Here is a 20,519-nt window from a genome sequence, read left to right as displayed (position 1 = left end):
TTTTTTTTGGAGGGGCTTCTATGACCGATGCGATTAAACGCGTTGTTATTGTTGGCGGCGGTACCGCAGGGTGGAACGCAGCAGCTTTGTTTGCGCGGACACTGGGGAAGGTAATTTCGATCACCCTGGTGGAGTCTGACGAAATTGGTATTGTTGGTGTGGGTGAGGCGACAATACCTCCGATCATCAATTTCAACAATGCCTTGGGCTTTGACGAAGCGGAGTTTCTTCGAGCCACTCAAGGGAGTATTAAGCTCGGAATTCAGTTCGAAAATTGGGGCAATGCAGGCGACAGCTATATGCACGCCTTTGGCAATATCGGTAAAGATTTTGCCTTTTGTGGTTTTCATCATTTTTGGCTTCGTAGTCAGCAGGAGGGCATTGAATCTGACTACTGGGACTTCAGTTTGAACTATCAGACGGCCAGGAAAAATAAGTTCGCAAAACTGAATCACATTCCGGGCACCCAATTACCCGGCATAAGCTACGCGTATCACTTTGATGCTGGCTTGTACGCTCAGTATCTTCGGAACTACTGCGAGCACAGTGGTGTGACTCGAGTAGAAGGGATGATCAAGCGGGCTCACCAACACTCCGAGACTGGGTTCATCGAATCTGTTGAACTGGAATCGGGGCAGTTAATCGAAGGCGATTTGTTCATAGATTGTTCGGGTTTTAGAGGTCTGCTGATTGAGCAAGTGTTAGAAACGGGTTACGAAGATTGGAGTCACTGGTTACCGTGCGATCGGGCCTTGGCAGTACCAACGGAGTCTAACGGAACCATCAAACCGTATACGCGTTCTATCGCCCACACTGCGGGGTGGCAGTGGAATATTCCTCTGCAACATCGCACCGGCAATGGCCATGTGTATTGCAGCGCCTACATGTCCGACGACGAGGCCGCACGCACTCTGCTACAACATGTCGAGGGCGCGCCCCTTGCTGAACCGCGCAGTATTCCGTTTAAGACGGGGCGCCGACGAAAACAGTGGCACAAAAACTGTGTTGCTTTTGGTTTAGCCAGCGGCTTCTTGGAGCCACTCGAGTCCACCAGCATTCATCTTGTTCAGTCAGGTTTGCGCCGCTTGGTGCAACATTTCCCTCATAACGGTATTAAGCCCGCCGAGGTAGATGAGTTCAATCGGCAGTCTCAGGTTGAATTCGAGAAGATTCGTGATTTTATTATTATGCATTACAAGGTAAATGCGCGAACTGACAGTCAGTTCTGGATTGACTGCCGCAACATGGATATTCCCGATTCACTGCAACATCGCCTCGAGCTCTTTAAAACGTCGGGCAAAGTTTTTAAAGAAGGCGATGAGCTTTTTCAAGAAATTGCATGGCAACAAGTCCTTATTGGGCAAGGGCTGGTGCCTAGTGACTACCATCCCCTCGCAGATTCGATTTCACGAGAGCAGCTTGCGGGTTTGATGGCCGATCTTAAGAGTTTGGTGGCTGGCGCGAGCGATAACTGCGCCCGCCACGAAGAGTTTTTACTGTCATGTGGGGTGCAACTTGATGGCTAAGATCAACTTGAAAAATGTGTGTTTTGTCGTCGTGTCGCTGTGTCTCGCTGCTAACGTCTCTGCTGAACTTCGCGTTGACCCGCCCAATTGGTGGGTCGGCATGGCAAATCAGGAGCTAGAGCTACTCATCCACGGTGACAATGTTGGGCGCGCCCAACTTGAAGTGGGGGTCGCCGACGACACAGTGCAGTTGGTCGACATAAAGCCTGCCGACAGCGATAACTACCTGATTGTGAATCTGCTAATCGCCCCTGAGGCCAAGGAGCAAACCCTCGAACTCAGGTTTTCTGGAGCCGTAGACTACACCTTAAATTACCTCCTAAAGGCTCGTGACCCAGCGTTGGGTGCAGGGCAGGGGTATGACGCGAGTGACGTGATTTATTTGCTGACCCCTGATCGTTTTGCCAATGGCGATAGTAGCAATGACCGTGTTGAAGGTATGCAAGAACAGGTGGTTGACCGCTCGGCGCCCTACGGTCGCCACGGTGGTGACTTGCAGGGAGTGCGGGAGCATTTAGATTACCTACAGGACTTGGGGGTGACCCAGCTGTGGATGAACCCAGTACTTGAAAACGATCAAGCAGAGCAGTCCTACCATGGCTACGCAATTACTGATCATTACCGCATCGATCCGCGCTACGGCGATTTGGCTTTGATGATGACATTAGCGAACGAAGCCAGAGCCCGGGGTATTCAATTTATTTGGGATGTCATCCCGAACCACAGCGGTTCTTACCATTGGTGGATGCAGGATTTGCCCTTCAAGGATTGGGTGAATTATCCAGATTCCCGCCAACGGACAAATCATCGTCGTGAGTCTGTCCAAGACCCTTATTCGATTGCCTCAGATCGAGAGAACTTTCAGTCCGGGTGGTTTGTTGACGCCATGCCTGACTTGAACCAGCGTAACCCTCACATGGCGCGCTATCTTATTCAGAACACGATTTGGTGGATAGAAACCCTGGGCTTGAGTGGATTGCGAGTAGACACCTATCCTTACTCTGACAAGGCGTTTATGGCGCAATGGAATGCGGCCTTATTGGCGGAATATCCAAATCTCAATAGTGTAGGTGAGGAGTGGTCTTTGAACCCTTCGATTGTGGCCTACTGGCAAGATGGGAAGCACAACAGCGATGGCTATCTAGGCAGCTCGCCGGCTATGATGGACTTCCCTCTTAACGACTCACTTTTGAAAGCCGTTGCCGAGAGCGAGGCCTGGAACACAGGTTTGACCCGTGTTTATCAAACGCTGGCGAACGATTTTGTGTATGCCAATCCAAATGATTTGGTGATCTTCCCTGATAATCATGACATGAGCCGGGTGTTCAGCCAGGTGAATGAATCTGTCTCTGCGACGAAAATGGCACTTGCCATGATCGCGACCTTGCGCGGAATTCCACAAATTTTCTATGGCACTGAAATACTCATGCACAACCGAGGCACAGAGTCGCATGGCGTTATTCGCAGCGATTTTCCCGGTGGGTGGGCTGGCGATGCAGTCAACGCTCGCACTGGCGCGGGTTTGTCAGAAGAGCAACTGGAGTTTCAGCAGTGGACGCGTGAACTTCTGAATTGGCGCCGCCAGCAGGTTGCCATTCATAAAGGCGATTTTCGTCACAAGGCCCCCTTTGAAGGCTTGTACGCCTACCGCCGAACCTATCAAAGCAGTACGGTATTGGTGTTGGTAAACAACTTGGATGTACCAAGGAATGTGCCGCGTGCCGAGGTGAGTGAGCTGACTGGCGATTCCAACCTTTGGGCCGACGCCCTAAGCAATGAGTCTATCGATTTTTCGAAGGCGGTGGCCGTCCCCCCTAAGTCTGTACTGATTTTACAAACTCCTTAAAACGACGATTTGGGTCACACTATGCAAAAGGTTTTACTGGTTCTGTGTTTGCTCTGGGCGCCAGCTCTACTGGCGGCAACGGTAAGTTCCCCCGATGGTCGAATAGAGCTTGAGGTCTCGGCACCTCAAGGTGCAGCATCGTACCAAGTCAGATTCAATGGGAAGACGATCATAGCGCCAAGCCGCTTAGGCTTGACCTTCGCTGAGCTCGAAACCTTGGGTGAGGGCCTGACCTTGGGGGAGGTTAAGGTCCAGCATAAGCACGAGCCTTGGGAGCAACCTTGGGGTGAACAGCGCTACGTTGATAACCGCTTCCAGCAGCTCACTGCCAGTTTTCTAAACGGCGACGGGCAAGAGGTCTTCACCCTTGAGGTGCGAGTATTCAACGACGGTTTAGGCTTTCGATATCACGTACCTGAGCTTATCGACGGGCCCGTATCGTTGATTGATGAATTGACTCAGTTTGTACTGCCAGATGCTCATCGCACGGACGCTTGGTGGATACCGGCTAGAGAGTGGAACCGTTACGAGTATTTGTACCAGCAGACCAAGGCCGATGCTATGGGATTGGTGCACACCCCTGTCACCTTGCGAAAAGCGAACGGTGTTCATTTAAGTATCCACGAAGCGGCTTTAGTGGATTATGCCGCCATGTCACTCAAGCAGGAGCGAACAGGCGTGCTCAAGGCGGATTTGGCGCCTTGGAGTGAGGGTGTGTTGGTTAAGGCTTTCTTACCCCTGAGTACCCCGTGGCGCACGATTCAAATCTCTGACTCTGCCAAAGGGTTGTTGAACAGTCTCCTAAGTTTAAATTTGAATGAACCCAACAAATTGGGTGATGTGACATGGGTGGAACCGGGCAAGTACGTCGGTATTTGGTGGGGCATGCACATTAATAAAAATACTTGGGGCAGTGGTCCTGCTCACGGTGCTACGACCTCTGAGGCAAAACGCTACATTGATTTTGCCGAAGCATACGGTTTTGATGGCGTGCTCATCGAAGGATGGAATATCGGCTGGGATGGTGACTGGTTTTCCAATGGCGAGGTGTTCTCATTTACTGAAACTTACCCCGATTTTGATATAAAGGAGGTTACTGACTATGCACGCGAGCATGGCGTTCGCTTGATAGGTCACCACGAAACCTCCGGCAACGTCACGAATTACGAGGCGCAAATGGAAGACGCCTTTGCCTTGTATGAATCGGTCGGTGTGGCGCAGGTTAAAACGGGGTATGTCGCTGATGGGGGTGACATAGTGCGCCACACGCCAGAAGGTTTGAAGCGCCACGAGTGGCACGATGGGCAATACATGGTGAACCATTATCTGCGCAATGTGCGGCTGGCGGCCCAGCACAAAATAAGTATCAACACCCACGAGCCCGTTAAAGATACTGGTCTACGACGCACTTATCCTAATTGGATTTCCCGTGAGGGCGCTCGAGGGCAAGAATTCAATGCCTGGGGATCGCCGCCGAACCCCCCTAATCATATACCCACCCTAGCGTTCACCCGTTTACTGGCCGGCCCGATGGATTTTACACCGGGCATAGTAGACATGACGTTTAATGGCCTGGACGGTTGGAACCGCCCGCAAACGACAGTCGCGAAGCAGTTAGCAAGTTATGTGGTTATTTACAGCCCAATTCAGATGGCGGCAGATTTGCCTGAAAACTACCAACAGCACCCTGTCGCGTTAGAGTTTATAGAATCGGTTGTGACGGACTGGGAGCAAAGCGTTGCGCTAGCCGGAGAGGTGGGCGAGTTTGTCGTGCAGGCGCGCCAAGAGCGCGATGGGCAGCGATGGTTTGTCGGGGGAATGACGAACGAAAATAGCCGCTCTTTGGCACTCCCTCTGTCTTTTTTGTTGGATGATCAAACATACACGCTGACCCTGTATCGAGATGCTGCAGCAACCGATTGGCGCACGAACCCTGCGGAACTTATCAAAGAATCGTTTACGGTAAGTCGGGGCTCGATTGTAGAGATTAACATGGTCGCCAGTGGTGGTTTTGCGGCCATTCTGACGCCACAGTGAGCAGGAGACTGACAATGCCGAGATTTCTATGGCTACTTCTGGTTCTCGCCCTCCCGGCGCCGGCGGCGGATTACCTGTCGCACCGCGTCGAAGACAGCGGCGCAAGCATCATTTTTACAACGGACGAATTTGTTGTAAATGTCACGGCCCTACATTCGGGCGCTGTGAGCGTGGAGTATCGAGATCCCGCTCGTCCCGCGCAGCCTTCTTACGCACTACCGGAGGAGGCGTCATTTGACATCAACATGACCGTATCGGAGCGACAGGGTAGCGTTGAGATACAGCTGCCAAAACTGTTACTTAAGGTCTTGAAGTCACCCTTTACTATTTCTTATTGGCGTAACGATGGGTTGCTGTTTGCGGAAGCGCCTGGGTATTTTTCGATCGAGGGTATGCTCGGGTTTCGCTTTGAAGTACCAGAGAACGAACGTTTTTGGGGTGGCGGAGAGCGTATTCTGGGCATGGATCGTCGGGGGCATCGTTTACCGCTCGAGAACAAACCACACTATGGCTACACTACCGAATCTCAGCAGATGTATTACTCGATGCCCGCTGTCATATCGGAGCGCTCTTATTTAGTCGCATTTGATAATCCGGCGAAAGGCGTCATGGACATAGCGTATTCGACACCAAATATCCTGCAATTCGAGGCGCCAGCGGGACGATCCGCCTACCTGGTGGTTGCCGACGATTCTTTGCTTACGCTGGCCCAGCAGTGGGCGAGTGTTACGGGTAAGCAACCCCTGCCGCCGCGCTGGGCTCTGGGAAGTTTTGCGTCGCGGTTTGGCTATCGAAACCAAGCCGAAGCCGAAGCCGTGGTTCAGCGCTACAAAGATATGGGCGTGCCCTTAGACGCCATTGTGCTGGACCTATATTGGTTTGGTGAAACGATTCAAGGCACCATGGGCAATCTTGACTGGCATGCGCCTGCTTGGCCTGCGCCCGAAGCAATGATTGCGAACTTTGAGGCTTCAGGGGTTAAGACAGTACTGATTACCGAGCCATTTGTGCTCACCAATGCCAAGGAGTGGCCAAACGCGGAAAAAGCCGGGGCGCTGGCGAAATCATTGAGTGGCGAGCCAAGGACTTTCGATTTTTATTTTGGACACTCGGGTCTTATCGACGTTTTTAGCGAAGCGGGACGAAACTGGTTTTGGTCGATTTATGAGCGACTGTTGGACCAGGGCGTGGCCGGAATTTGGGGGGATTTGGGTGAACCTGAAGTACATCCCAACGACACGATACACAGTGCTGGCTCTGCGCTCTCACTGCACAATGCTTACGGCCACAACTGGGCTAAATTATTGTATGAGCGCATGTCGGCGCGGTCGGATCAGCGTCCGTTCATAATGATGCGTTCGGGCTTTTTGGGTTCGCAACGCTACGGCATGATTCCATGGACGGGCGATGTTGATCGATCGTGGGGTGGATTGAGCGGGCAAGTGGAACTCGCGCTGCAGATGAGCGCGATGGGTCTTGCCTATATCCACTCCGACCTCGGAGGCTTTGCCGGTGGTGAGACCTTTGATCCAGAGCTGTATTACCGGTGGTTGGCGATGGGGGTCTTTTCACCCGTGTTTCGGCCACATGCCCAAGATCATATTCCTTCAGAGCCTGTCTTCCATGATCAAGACACTGTGGATAAGGCACGCGATTTGATCAAACTGCGGTATCGGCTGTTACCGTACTTGTATTCTCTAGCGCACGAAAACGCCACACAAGGCACCCCAATTTTGCGACCGAGAGCCTACTACGACACCTCTGAGCAGGCCTTCGTCGACGACGGTCGCTATTTCTTTGGCGATGCTTTATTCGTACAACCTGTTATTGAACCGAATCAAGACTCTGTGGAGGTCAGTTTGCCTCGCGACAGCCAGTGGTTTGATTTTTGGACGGGGGGGCTGCTTAGCTCGCACCAAATTGAGCAAGATCTTAAAGCCACGCCTATTCCTGTCTACGTGAGAGCGGGAGCGTTTGTTCCCATGTTCGTCGAGGCACCCCAATCGACTTCTCACTACGATAGTACGAATGTAGAGCTCCACTACTATCATCACGCAAGCGTCTCGGAAGCCCAATCGGAACTGTTTGACGACGACGGTTATTCTGCCTCCAGTTTACGCAGTGGCACCTACGAGATCAGCGCGTTTAATGCGAGTTGGGACAACCGCGGACTCACATTCCGCCTTGAGAATACGGGCAGTGACTACGCGGGGCGCCCTGAACGGCGCAGCATTCGATTGGTTGTACACGGGTGGCGCTCGTCACCACAGGGCGTCGTCGTCAATGATCAAAAGGCGGCTGATGTCACTTACGACGAGAGCGTCAATTCACTCGTTATTCCAATAACATTACCTGCCGATAGCGAGGTGACCATTGAAATTCATTAAACGTGCTTTTGTGATCATCGCATATGTCGGTGCTGCTACTTTTGGCCCCAATCTACTGGCTGAACAAATGCAGAGCTCAAAAGAAGCTTTTGCCGAAAAGCCCGTGATTTACCAGATATTTACGCGCCTGTACGGTAACAAAGTCGATACCAACGTGCCCTGGGGGACCGTCGAAGAAAATGGGGTCGGTAAGTTTGACGATATCAACGAGCAAGCCCTGACCGCCTTAAAAGATTTGGGCGTCAACTACGTTTGGTATACCGGAGTTTTACACCACGCCGTGGTGAACGATTACCCAGAGCTAGGTTTGGTGAGTGACGACGCCGATGTGGTGAAAGGTCGTGCGGGTTCTCCGTATGCGATTAAAGACTACTACTCAGTCAATCCGGATTTGGCGACTGACGTGACGAGGCGTCTGGAAGAATTTGACGCCCTAGTGCAGCGCACGCACAGCGCGGGTTTAAAAGTAATTATCGATATCGTGCCCAACCATGTGGCGAGAAATTATGTTTCACTCAATCCGCCCGATGGCACCATAGATTTTGGTGCGAATGATGATACGAGCCTTGAATATGCGCGTGAGAATAATTTCTACTACGTCCCAGGGCAGTCGTTCGTTGTGCCATCGTCGCCAGACTATGCGGTGCTTGGTGGACGTGCACCCGATGCCGTAGATGGCACCTTTGACGAATCGCCTGCTAAATGGACTGGCAACGGCGCTCGCAGCCCCGAACCCAATATTGGTGATTGGTACGAGACAGTCAAAATTAACTTTGGTGTGCGCCCAGACGGCCGCTTTGATTTCGACACGCTGCCGGCATCCTACAACAGCAGAACCGTGGATGAGGTAGTTGCCTACTGGAATGCTCGCTCTGTCCCGCAATCGTGGCAACAGTTTTTAGCGATTGCAGAGTTTTGGCTGGAGCGTGGCGTCGATGGTTTTCGCTTCGATATGGCTCAGATGGTGCCAGTCGAGTTTTGGAGTTATCTAAATTCCAACATAAAGGCTCAGTATCCCGAAACCTTATTGCTTGCCGAAATCTATGAGCCGCATCGTTATCGCGACTACCTTTATCGTGGGCGAATGGATTATCTGTATTCGAAAATGGAGATCTATGACGCTCTACGCGCGGTCATGGAGGGTAAGAATGGGGTAGGGCGAATACGTGAGGCTTATGAGTCGCACTCTGATATCGACTCTTACATGCTCTATTTTTTAGAAAACCACGATGAGCAGCGGATCGCCAGTCAGGCGTTTATGGGGTCTGGGGAGGCAGGGCTACCGGGAGCGCTTACCGCAATTTTGCTAGGGCGCGGGCCGATCATGCTCTATTTCGCGCAAGAGCTGGGTGAAGCCTCAGACGAAGATGCCGGTTTTGGTAAAGCCTCGCGCACCACGATTTTTGATTACTGGGGTGTGCCTACGCATCAGCGATGGATGAATAACGGCCTCTTTGATGGGGGGCAGTCCACCGCCTCCGAGCTAGGGCTCCGTAGGGTCTACCGACAGGCGATCGAGTTGCTTAAGCAGCACGATTTGAGCAACTGGGATACTCAATTTGTAAGCGCTTTGGATGTCGATGGCGGCGACAAAGTACTCGCTTTCAAACGTTGCGGCCCAGAACAATGTCTTTTGGTCCTTGCGAACTTTGCCACCACCGACGTTGATCTCAGCCTGAGTGAGTCGATCAGAGCGCTTATTAGCGGCTCCTCGCAAGTGCTTAACTCGACATCAGGCCAGCCTGCGCCGACTCTCGAGGGCTCGATGCTAGATTTACCCTCCCAATCTGTGAGTGTTTGGCTGACCGAGCACTGAATGTTCCTGTGAATACGTATGGAGCGGCTTTGGCTTCGCCGCCGCTCTGGTTAGACTGCATAAAAACATAAGAGAACACCCTATGACCAAACCACAACTGTCGTTTTTACAAATCTGGAACATGTGCTTCGGCTTTTTGGGCATCCAGTTTGGCTTTGCGCTGCAAAACTCCAATGTGAGCCGTATCTTTCAGACCTTAGGCGCAAATGTTGATGACATTCCCATCCTCTGGATAGCGGCACCGGTGACAGGTTTGTTGGTACAGCCGCTAGTCGGATATTACAGCGATAGAACATGGAACGGTCTGGGGCGTCGGCGCCCTTACTTCCTGTGGGGAGCAATACTGTCTTCTCTGGCGCTCATTGCGATGCCAAATTCGCCGACCTTGTGGATCGCCGCCGGCATGCTCTGGATCATGGATGCGTCCATTAATATCTCTATGGAGCCTTTTAGGGCTTTTGTTGGCGATATGTTACCCAATCGTCAGCGTACCTTGGGCTTCGCGATGCAAAGCTTCTTTATTGGCATCGGCGCTGTCGTTGCCTCCGCACTACCGTGGATGATGACTAATTGGTTTGAGGTCAGTAATGTCGCGCCAGCAGGCGAGGTGCCTGACTCAGTTAAATTCGCATTTTACGCCGGTGCGGCGGTATTTTTTGCGGCTGTAATGTGGACTGTTTTCTCGACCAAAGAGTACAGTCCTGCAGAGCTGGAGGCTTTCGAGGAAAGTGGTAATTCGGAACACGCAGCGGCGGCTGCTGAACACCGCCGCACGCCAGCGCAATATGTCTCAGGCGCCTTAACCTGGGGTATCGCAGCGCTGGTTATCACCGCTTGCGTATGGGGTTTTGCGCTGGATAAGCAGCTCTACATCTTAGCGGGTGGATGTGGTGTGTTCGCGCTGTTACAACTGGTGGTCTCGAACCTTGCCAGGCAAGGTAAGAAAGATGCCATGTTATACGAGATCGTAGACGACTTGTTTCACATGCCCAACACGATGAAGCAGTTGGCCCTTGTACAGTTTTTTGCTTGGTTCGCGCTGTTTGCGATGTGGATTTACACCACCTCTGCGGTCACCGAAACCCATTTTGGATCCAGCGATCCGACGACGGCCGCATACAACAATGGAGCCGATTGGGTGGGCGTATTGTTCGCATCGTATAACGGGTTTGCCGCTCTTGCTGCGTTCTTGATCCCTGTTTTGGCCAATCGTTTTGGGCGTCGCGTCGCCCATTTAATCTGTATGGTAGCCGGTGGCCTGGGCCTGGCTTCGTTCTTGGTGATTCAAGATCCAACGTGGCTGTTGCTCAGCATGGTCGGCGTGGGTATTGCTTGGGCGTCTATTTTATCTGTGCCCTACGCCATTCTGAGCGGGTCATTACCGTCCAACAAAATGGGCGTCTACATGGGGATTTTCAACTTTTTTATTGTGATTCCACAGATATTGGCGGCAAGCATTTTGGGCTTTATGGTGCGAACATTCTTCGATGGCCAAGCCATTTACGCGCTGTTGCTGGGAGGGCTTTTTATGGTGATCAGTGGCTTGGTCACCCTTCGAGTTGAGGATAACGACCATGCCTAGTGTGTGCCTCGCCAATAAACGCTTATTGGTATTGGCTGTTTGTAGTGTGTCATGGTTGGCCGCTGCATCTGACAATCAAACAGTGGCGGCAGACATCATCGGTACGAAAGAGCCTTTTGCGTCCAAGGCGGTGTACTTCGTTGTCACCGACCGATTTGTGGATGGTGATCCCAGCAATAATCAGGAAGAGCAGGGTGGTGAGTATCCGACCTTTAACAGGCCCATCGTTAACAATGGGCAGGCTGTGGCTAACCTTGGTTATATGGGGGGAGATTTTAAAGGGATTGTAAACAACGCTGATTACATTGCTGAAATGGGGTTTGGTGCGGTGTGGGGTACTCCCGTAATCGATAATCCTGATCAAGCGTTCAGTGGTGGTTTTGCGCTAGGCGAGGGGTGGTTTACCGACAAGGGTAAGACCGGCTATCACGGCTATTGGGGTGTGAACTTTTACGAACTAGACGAGCATCTCCCATCACCTGGCCTCGATTTTACGCAATTTACTCAGGCGCTCGATCAGGCTGGTTTGGACTTCGTCTTGGATATTGTGGGGAATCATGGTTCTCCATCCTTTGATATGCCCGAGGATCAGCCCAAGTTTGGTGAAATCTACGATCAAGATGGGGTATTACTGGCGGACCACAAAAACACTTACCCCGAAGAACTTGATATGAGTGATCCTCTAAGTGCTTTTTTTCATCCAAGCCAAGATATCGCACAGCTCTCCAATTTCAACGAGAACAATCCAGCGGTGGTAGAGTACTTAATTGGCTCGTATTTGCACTGGTTGGATGCAGGTGCTGACGCTATTCGGATTGACACGATCAAGCACGTGCCGAATCATTTCTGGAAGACGGTTACCGACCGGTTGCGAGCTAAGTACCCCGACTTATTCTTTTTTGCTGAGCATTGGGATCACAATGCTCAAGCGATCGCACAGCATACGTTTCCAGAAAATGGTGGTATCAGCGTCCTAGACTTTCCTGGGCAAAAAGCGATGCAGGCGGTGTTTGGGCAAGAGCAAAAGCCCATGACCGAGCTGTTGTCTTATTTACATTTAGACGATGGCGTTTACGCCAACCCTTATGAGTTGATGACCTTTTATGATAACCACGATATGCCACGAATGAACGCCAGCGATGAAGGCTTTATCGATGCGCATAACTGGTTGTTTACATCCCGAGGTATCCCCGTCGTGTATTATGGATCGGAGACTGGATTTCGGCGCGGACGTGCCGAGCATGCAGGCAACCGCGATTATTACGGACAAGATCGGGTAGACGCGGGCACTGAGCACCCAATTCGCCAGGCACTGATCAAAATTGCTTCTGCGCGCAAAGCCAGCGTGGCGCTGCAGCGTGGCGTGCAGAGAAACGGCGCGTTTAGTCAAAACACAGCTGCGTTTGTACGAGAATATCAAGACGCAGAATTTAACGAGACTGCGCTGGTACTATTGAATAAAGGCGACGTTGCCGGCACGGTGACGATTTATGTGCCTTACTCTGGTCGTTATCAGAACTTAGTTACTGGTGAGTTGAAAGAACTCGTGCAGGGTGAGTGGTCGAGCGAGGTTTCCGCTCATGGTGTGCAGGTGTGGAGCCGGCGTTACCCATTCGAGTAGCGTTTGGCTCCACAAGAGTCGCGCACGACTAACGACGGGCGAATGAGTTGAGAGTCGACTTCTTCGCCGCGAATCAACGCAATTAAGTTCTGCACTAGTATCTCACCCGAGCGCTGAGTGTCTTGGTGCACAGTGGTCAGAGCGGGATTCACGTACTGCGACGCCATGATGTCATCAAAGCCAATAACGGAAATCTGCTCGGGCACTTTTATACCTTTCTGCTTCAATGCTTTCATTGCCCCAATCGCCATCAGATCACTTGCGGTGAACAAGGAGTCGAAGTCGACTTTAGATTCCAAGAGGCCTTGCATCGCCTGATAGCCCGCTTGCTCTTCGTTCAGTGCGAATTGCGGAGCTGGAGGGTCAATTCCGGCCTTTTTTAGCGTGTCGCAGAAACCCTCGTACCGAAGCAAGAATTCAGGGCAGTGCTCAGATGCGTCGCCAATGAATACCGGTTTCCGACGTCCCAGTTCAATCAGATGATTCGCCGCAATGGTTCCACCTAAATAGTTGTCGCACCCCAAAGAGTGCCCGGGTTGGCCCTGAACAATAGGCCCCCAGATAATAAAGTGGGCGCCTTCTTGGGCCAGTACTTCGAGTTTTGGTTGATAGGTAATGTAGTCACCATAGCCCAATAAAATAAGACCATCGGCACGACTGGCCACCTCGTATTCGCTGTGCCAGTCTTCACTTAGTTGCTGGAATGATACCAATAAATCATACCCAGCGTTCGCTGCGGCGCGGGTGATATTGCCCAGCATCGATAGAAAGAACGGGTTGATCATGGAGTCATCGGTCGCTCGATCTTCAAACAACAACAACGCAAGCGTTTGACTCTGCTGGGTTCTTAGACTGGCTGCGTTTTTATCGACTTTGTAGTTAAGCTGCTTGGCGATCTCATGCACTTTAGCGCGAGTTTCTGGGTTGACCAAAGGGCTGTTTCTTAACGCGCGAGAAACAGTCGACTGGGAAACTCCAGCCATATAGGCTATGTCAACGGACGTGGCTTTACGTGCTTTCAAATTTGGATGAGCTCTTGTTTTTCTAGAACTTATAACAAAGCGGACGTTTTGTATAGATGAAACAGCGCTCAGGTTTCACAGACTGTAAACTCGATACCTACGGCGCTCCAGTAGTTGGTTTCGCGCTCCAGATCGAAGTTTGTCAGGGGGTGCTCCCCGAGCCAATCAGCGGGTATGTGCAGTTCAAATCGTTTGCTCTTGAGCTTGAATTCCAGTCGGGGCATTTTCTGGGGTGTGCGGCTGCGGTTAAGCAAAATCGCGAGCCGTAAGACCAAAACCAACACCCAGTCTTCTACAATGCCATAGTCACTGGTGTTGGGCGTTATGGCCTTGCGTTGATTGCGAATCAGAAAACTTAAGGTAGCCTGTTCTCGGCGCGTAAATCCTGGCATGTCAGAGTTTTCAACGAGCCATGCTCCCAGTTTTTGGTGTCCGCCATGGGCCACTGCGAAGCCAATTTCATGAAGGTCGGTCGCCCACTCGAGGTATTCTCTTGCGACCTCGACTTCATGTTGCACGTGCTCCGCCACCTTTTCCAATAACAGTTCGGCGCTGTCATAGACACGGTCGGCTTGCTCGACGTCGGCGTTATACATGCTCATCATACGGCTCACGGTGCGTTCGCGACGATCGTGATGGGCTGTTTTGCCAGCCAAGTCGTACAGCACACCTTCTTTCATGGTGTAAACCGACGTGTGCATGACTTCGATCGGGAGGGATTCAAGCAAGGCTTGCAATACCGCTAAGCCACCGGGTAAGACCGCGAGACGGCTGCTCGATACGCCCGAGAGATCAAGTTTTTCAGGCTTGTTGATCCAGCGATCCGCAAGATCTTGTAGGCCCTTTAAGGTGATTTCGTGAGCATTACCACCGACTAGCGGCATCAATTCACCAATGGCTCTAATCGTGCCCGAGGAGCCTACTGTGTCAGCGAAGCCTATGCTGCTGAACTTTTTTACATGGGGTTGAAGTACGCTTTTCGCATTGATCACGGCCTTTTTATAGCGGCTCACATCCATGCCTTTGGGGAAGTATCGTTGTGTCCAAGTGACACACCCCATATGCAAACTTTCAAGCAGTTGCGGTTCACGTTTGCCAATGATCAGCTCTGTTGATCCACCTCCGATGTCAACCACCAGACGTTTTTGTCGATCGGGCGCAAAGTCTTTGGCGACACCTAAAAAAATTAAGCGCGCTTCTTCTTGTCCGCTGATGATTTCGATGGGTGCGCCCAAGGCAGCTTCGGCTTGTTTGCGAAATTTTCCTGATTCTGAAGCGACTCGGAAGGTGTTGGTTGCGACGACCCTAACCTGCTTGGACGGGATGCCGCCAATACGCTGAGCAAAGCGCGCAAGACTCTCAAGGGCACGAGTTTTTGCCTCTTCTGACAAACTGCGATCTGGCTGTAGACCTGCGGCCAAGCGCACAGTATCTTTAACGCGATCAACGGTTTCGATTTTGTCGCCTTGAAGGCGCCCGACCAGCAGATGGAAACTGTTGGAACCCAAATCAAGCGCTGCGTACAAATCAGACGACAATGTCTGGCTCCTTAATCTTGTCATAAAACAGCAAGGATATGACGTTAATATGAAAAGGCAAGTACAAAAAGATGACACACTATGAATGACGACGATAAGTACGTAGCCAAAGAACTCAGTTGGTTGTCCTTCAACGAACGCGTGCTGCAAGAAGCGTCCAGTCGAGACGTGCCCGTGATTCAGCAGGTCCGCTACTTGGGCATATTTTCTAACAACATGGACGAGTTTTTTCGGGTCCGAGTTGCCGATGTTCGTCGCTTGGCTGCCTTTTCAACGGGGGAAGACAAAGACGCCGCTCGCGCGCTCTTGAAGCAGATTCAAAGTCGGGTAAGGGAGTTACAGCAAAAGTTCGATGAGGTGTATCGGGGGTGTCTGATAGCGCTGCGCCGGCGCAATATTTATTTGATTAACGAGCAACAGTTGCGCGCTGATCAATCGGCTTTTGTTGAACGTTATTTCCGGGATAACGTCCTGCCCGAGCTCTCGCCGCTGTTTCTGAAGGGTTCAACTCAGTTACCCGAATTGAACGATGCCTCGATCTACTTTGCGATTCGAATGGCATTGACCAACTCTAAAGTGCAGTACGCGTTACTCGAAATTCCAACCGACCGAATTGATCGTTTCGTTTACATTCCGCCCAAAGGCTCGCGCCGCAAAAAAGCGATTATCGTGTTGGATAACATCATTCGACATTGTCTGAAGGAAGTGTTCCGAGGCGTGCTCGATATTGAAGATGCCCAGGCCTACACCATCAAAATTACCCGCGACGCGGAATTAGAGATGGACGAAAAGATCACCCAAAGTCTAATTGATAAAGTCGACGGCAGTTTAGCGCGGCGCAAAAAAGCCGACCCGGTTCGCTTTGTGTACGACAGCGAAATGCCTGAGGATTTGCTCGAAATTTTGGCCAAACGTTTCAATTTGGGTAAGTACGATAGCTTTATCGCTGGTGGCCGCTACCACAACTCTAAAGACTTTATGAAGTTTCCGAACTTGGGCCCAGATTACTTAGAGTTTGATCCGATGGAGCCGGCTCGCTTGCCTTATCTTGATAAGCCCGGTTCCAGTATTTTCGGGAAAATTCGCGAGCGCGATATTCTGCTGTATTACCCTTATCATTCGTTTCGTTATGTGGAAGATTTTCTGCATACGGCTGCGCTCGATCCCTCGGTGACGTCCATCAGTATGACTCTTTACAGGGTGGCGTCGAATTCGCATGTCGTGAACGCTCTGATCAATGCGGCACGTAATCAGAAGCAAGTCACTGTGGTGATCGAGCTGCAGGCGCGCTTCGATGAAAGCGCCAACATTCGCTGGTCGCGGGTGCTTGGTGATGCTGGTGTTCAGGTAATTTTTGGTATTCCTGGCTTGAAAGTACATTCCAAACTCATCTTGATCAATCGTCAAGAGGATGGAGAAGAGCGCCAGTACGCCCACATCGGCACGGGCAACTTCAACGAAAGCACCGCCAGACTTTATACTGACTTCAGCCTGCTGACAGCCGATCGCGAGATCGGTAAAGAGGTCGCCAACGTCTTTGACTTTATTCGTCATACCTATCGGCGTTTCCGCTACCGACATTTGATGGTGTCACCCAATACCAACCGATCTGGCCTCATGGCCTTGATTGATACGGAAATTGCCAATGCCAAGGCAGGGCGTAAGTCAGGAATTTTCATCAAATGTAACAACCTTGTGGACAAGCCTATCGTCGATAAACTGTACCAAGCCAGTCAGGCGGGCGTTAAGATCAGACTTATCGTACGGGGTATGTTCGCGATGAAGGCAGGTGTTAAGGGGTTGAGTGAGAATATCCGAGCCATCAGCATCGTGGATCGTTACTTAGAACACCCCAGAGTCTTTGTGTTTGAAAACGCGGGCGACACAAAGGTCTTCATATCGTCGGCCGATTTGATGACACGTAACTTAGACTTCAGAGTGGAAGTTACGTGCCCGATATACGATCCCGCCGCAAAGCAGCTTATTTTGGACGTGTTAGAGTTACAGTGGCGTGATCGTGCCAAAGCACGTTTGCTAGACGAAGAGCAAACCAATAAGTTGGTGCCTCGAGGCAATCGACGTAAGCTCCGTTCACAAGAGCATTTGCATGACCTGATTAATACGTGGTCTGACGCCTTCGGTACAGAAGGCGCAGAGGGCCCGCAGGCAGAGTAAGGGCTACAAAACCTGCGTTATTGCGTCCGGTAGCCCGGGAAGGCTACTGGACGTATGACTCGATAGGGGGGCAAGAACAGACTAGGTTTCGGTCACCATAGACGTTGTCTACACGGTTGACAGGTGGCCAGTATTTCGCAGATCGCAACGAGGGTAGTGGGTATACCGCTTGTTCCCTAGTGTAGGCGTGGGACCAATCATCACTCGCGATTTCCAGAGCAGTGTGCGGCGCGTTTTTCAATGGGTTGTCCTCGGCATCAAATTCTCCGCTTTCCACTTTGCGAATTTCATCACGGATGGTGATAAGCGCATCACAGAAGCGATCCAGTTCGGCCAGCGACTCCGACTCAGTCGGTTCAATCATAAGGGTGCCAGCGACGGGAAACGACATCGTCGGCGCATGGAACCCAAAGTCCATTAAGCGCTTGGCGATATCTTCCTCACTGATGCCGCTGTGTTCTTTGATGGGGCGAATATCGATAATGCACTCGTGTGCTACGGTGCCACTTTTACCGGTGTACAGCACGGGATAATGACCTTTTAATCGGTGAGCAATGTAATTGGCCGATAAAATGGCGACCTGGCTAGCCAAACGCAAACCCTCGGCTCCCATCAGCCGGATGTAAACCCACGAGATGGGCAATATCGATGCGCTGCCGAAAGGCGCGGATGAGACTGTATCATTGGTTGCTGGAAGCGAACCCACAGGGCTTATGGGATGCGAAGGCAAGAACGGTGCCAAATGAGCACCAACGCCAATGGGTCCCATGCCTGGGCCGCCGCCACCGTGAGGGATGCAGAAGGTCTTGTGCAAGTTGAGGTGCGAGACATCGGCCCCGAATTTGCCCGGAGCAGCAATACCCACAAGGGCATTGAGGTTGGCGCCGTCCACGTAAACTTGCCCGCCGTGCTGGTGAATTAAATCGCACAAAGCGACAATTTCTTCCTCAAAAACGCCATGAGTCGAAGGGTAGGTGACCATGATGGCGGCTAAGGTGTCCGAATATTGCTCGACTTTCGCGCGCAAATCGTTCATGTCCACGTTGCCGTGGTTGTCGCAGGCGACCATGACGACGCTCATTCCAGCCATGACCGCGCTTGCAGGGTTGGTGCCGTGAGCCGATGACGGAATTAGGCAAATCGTGCGGTGATGGTCGCCGCGGCTTTCGTGGTAGCGACGAATCGCCAGAAGGCCCGCATATTCCCCTTGCGAACCCGCGTTAGGTTGCAAAGACATTGCGTCGTAGCCTGTGCAGGTAATCAGCATTTGCTCGAGCTGCTCTAGCAGGATCTGATATCCCTTCGTCTGGTCGGCAGGCGCGAAGGGGTGCATGTTGGCAAACTCGGGCCATGTGACCGGGATCATCTCGGCGGTTGCATTAAGCTTCATGGTGCAGCTGCCGAGCGGAATCATGGCTTGGTTCAGCGCAATATCCTTTGACTCCAGGCGACGCATGTAGCGCAGCATTTCGGTTTCTGACTGGAAATCGTTGAACAGTGGGTGCTGCAGATAATCCACATCGCGAGCCAGTGTCTGAGGAATGATGTGCTCGGGCTCAGCAAGGTCGAGCTCTTGGCCCGTAATGAGTGTCACCAACTCCCGGATATCATCGATTGTTGTTGTCTCATCAATGGAGATGCCGACATGGCTCGAATCGATTGGGCGCAGGTTAACTTCTTGTCGGTAGCCACTCTTCAGCAGGCCCGCGCTATCGTCAACCTGAAGTTTTAAGGTATCAAAGTAGCGCTGCGTTACGACCTGCACGCCTGCGTGTTTCAAGGTCGTGGCGAGTGTTGCGGTCAAGAAGTGAATGCGCTCTGCGATCCGTCTGACGCCCTTGGGGCCGTGATACATCGCGTAGAATCCCGCCATGATCGCCAGCAGAGCTTGGGCCGTGCAGATGTTGCTGGTGGCCTTCTCGCGTCGGATGTGCTGCTCGCGGGTTTGCATGGCCATGCGAAGCGCACGATTGCCACTGCGGTCGATCGATACGCCAATAATGCGGCCTGGCGTTGAGCGCTTGTAGTCTTCGCGGGTGGCGAAATAGGCCGCATGAGGGCCACCAAAGCCCATGGGCACCCCGAAACGCTGCGTGTTTCCGAGCACGACATCGGCGCCTTGAGCGCCGGGAGATTTCAGTAAGGCAAGGCTCATCAGGTCAGCAGCCACGGCGACTAATGTATTTTTGCTGTGGGCGATTTCCACCAGTGGGCCAAGTTCACGAACATCGCCGTAGGTGCCAGGGTATTGCACCAGCGCTCCGAAGGCCTCTTCGGACTCAACGAGCTCGGCGATATCGCCGACGACCACCTTAATGCCCAGCGGTTCAGCGCGGGTTTGTATAACGGCTATGGTTTGGGGGTGGCAGTCCTCGGCCACCAAAAATGTCTCTGATTTTGATTTTTTATTGACACGATTTAGCAGGGTCATGGCCTCTGCCGCAGCAGAGGCTTCGTCCAGCATCGAGGCATTAGCCATGGGCATGCCGGTCATATCGATGACCATTTGCTGGTACGTCAACAACGCCTCAAGGCGGCCCTGAGAAATTTCGGGCTGATACGGCGTGTAAGCGGTATACCAGCCGGGGTTTTCCAGTACGTTGCGAGCGATGACATTTGGCGTGATCGTGTTGTAGAAGCCGCAGCCAATGTAAGATCGGTGAACTTTGTTTTGCTGCGCGATCGCTTTGATTTCTGCCAGGGTGTCGCGCTCGGTTTGCGCACTGTCCAGTGGCATTAGATCGTTTTTCAGGATGCTGCTGGGTACGGTGGCCGCAATGAGTTCATCCAATGAAGCAAAGCCAAGCGTTTGCGCGATTTCGTGCTGCTGCGCTTCGGTCAAACCAAGGTGGCGATCAAGGAATTCGTTGCGGTTATAAAGTGCTTCGTAAGTTGCGTTTGGCATTGATATGACCCTCGCGGCTGATAGCGTATCTATGGCACCAGCATACGGCTGTGAGTAAAAGGCG

Annotated in this window: 11 protein-coding genes; 8 read left to right on the top strand and 3 right to left on the bottom strand. The window is 52.0% G+C overall.

Annotated features, from left to right (window positions below; all coding sequences use genetic code 11):
• The first annotated feature begins 20 nt into the window (after nucleotides 1-20).
• The 7 genes from EYZ66_RS09500 (at nucleotide 21) to EYZ66_RS09470 (ending at nucleotide 12,815) form a co-directional block, all read left to right on the top strand.
• Entirely contained in the window at nucleotides 21-1,526 is a 1,506-nt protein-coding gene (locus EYZ66_RS09500) for a tryptophan halogenase family protein (RefSeq protein WP_009574942.1), read from the top strand.
• Complete coding sequence (locus EYZ66_RS09495; RefSeq protein WP_009574941.1) at nucleotides 1,519-3,372, top strand: glycoside hydrolase family 13 protein; 1,854 nt, start codon at nucleotides 1,519-1,521, stop codon at nucleotides 3,370-3,372. Before EYZ66_RS09500 ends, EYZ66_RS09495 begins: the two co-directional genes overlap by 8 nt.
• Before the next feature lie 21 nt (nucleotides 3,373-3,393).
• The gene (locus EYZ66_RS09490; RefSeq protein WP_009574940.1) at nucleotides 3,394-5,409 is read left to right on the top strand and encodes a glycoside hydrolase family 97 protein; all 2,016 of its coding nucleotides are present in this window, start codon (nucleotides 3,394-3,396) and stop codon (nucleotides 5,407-5,409) included.
• Nucleotides 5,410-5,423: 14 nt separating this feature from the next.
• Nucleotides 5,424-7,796: a TIM-barrel domain-containing protein gene (locus tag EYZ66_RS09485; RefSeq protein WP_083814335.1), complete on the top strand. Its 2,373-nt coding sequence runs from the start codon at nucleotides 5,424-5,426 to the stop codon at nucleotides 7,794-7,796.
• Nucleotides 7,783-9,612: an alpha-amylase family glycosyl hydrolase gene (locus tag EYZ66_RS09480; protein WP_009574938.1), complete on the top strand. Its 1,830-nt coding sequence runs from the start codon at nucleotides 7,783-7,785 to the stop codon at nucleotides 9,610-9,612. The genes EYZ66_RS09485 and EYZ66_RS09480 overlap by 14 nt, the downstream gene beginning before the upstream one ends.
• Before the next feature lie 82 nt (nucleotides 9,613-9,694).
• Complete coding sequence (locus EYZ66_RS09475; protein WP_009574937.1) at nucleotides 9,695-11,194, top strand: MFS transporter; 1,500 nt, start codon at nucleotides 9,695-9,697, stop codon at nucleotides 11,192-11,194.
• Nucleotides 11,187-12,815, top strand: a complete 1,629-nt coding sequence (locus EYZ66_RS09470; protein WP_009574936.1) for an alpha-amylase family glycosyl hydrolase — start codon at nucleotides 11,187-11,189, stop codon at nucleotides 12,813-12,815. Before EYZ66_RS09475 ends, EYZ66_RS09470 begins: the two co-directional genes overlap by 8 nt.
• Here the strand turns inward: EYZ66_RS09470 and EYZ66_RS09465 are convergent.
• Both EYZ66_RS09465 and EYZ66_RS09460 read right to left on the bottom strand, forming a co-directional pair.
• Complete coding sequence (locus EYZ66_RS09465; protein ID WP_050793372.1) at nucleotides 12,800-13,798, bottom strand: LacI family DNA-binding transcriptional regulator; 999 nt, start codon at nucleotides 13,796-13,798, stop codon at nucleotides 12,800-12,802. The genes EYZ66_RS09470 and EYZ66_RS09465 overlap by 16 nt on opposite strands.
• A 107-nt stretch (nucleotides 13,799-13,905) precedes the next feature.
• Nucleotides 13,906-15,375, bottom strand: coding sequence for a Ppx/GppA phosphatase family protein (locus tag EYZ66_RS09460; RefSeq protein ID WP_009574934.1), 1,470 nt, complete (start codon nucleotides 15,373-15,375; stop codon nucleotides 13,906-13,908).
• An 81-nt stretch (nucleotides 15,376-15,456) separates the two neighbouring features.
• On the opposite strand from EYZ66_RS09460, the gene ppk1 reads away from it, so the two are divergent.
• The gene (ppk1, locus tag EYZ66_RS09455; protein WP_009574933.1) at nucleotides 15,457-17,550 is read left to right on the top strand and encodes a polyphosphate kinase 1; all 2,094 of its coding nucleotides are present in this window, start codon (nucleotides 15,457-15,459) and stop codon (nucleotides 17,548-17,550) included.
• Between the two features lie 43 nt (nucleotides 17,551-17,593).
• On the opposite strand, the gene gcvP is transcribed toward ppk1, so the two are convergent.
• Complete coding sequence (gene gcvP / locus EYZ66_RS09450; protein ID WP_009574932.1) at nucleotides 17,594-20,455, bottom strand: aminomethyl-transferring glycine dehydrogenase; 2,862 nt, start codon at nucleotides 20,453-20,455, stop codon at nucleotides 17,594-17,596.
• Nucleotides 20,456-20,519 lie beyond the last annotated feature (64 nt).

Origin of the sequence: Aequoribacter fuscus (assembly GCF_009910365.1) — a bacterium.
Taxonomy (GTDB): Bacteria; Pseudomonadota; Gammaproteobacteria; order Pseudomonadales; family Halieaceae; genus Aequoribacter; species Aequoribacter fuscus.
Note: the sequence above shows the minus strand (reverse complement) of the source record. Positions and strands in the feature narration are given on the sequence as shown.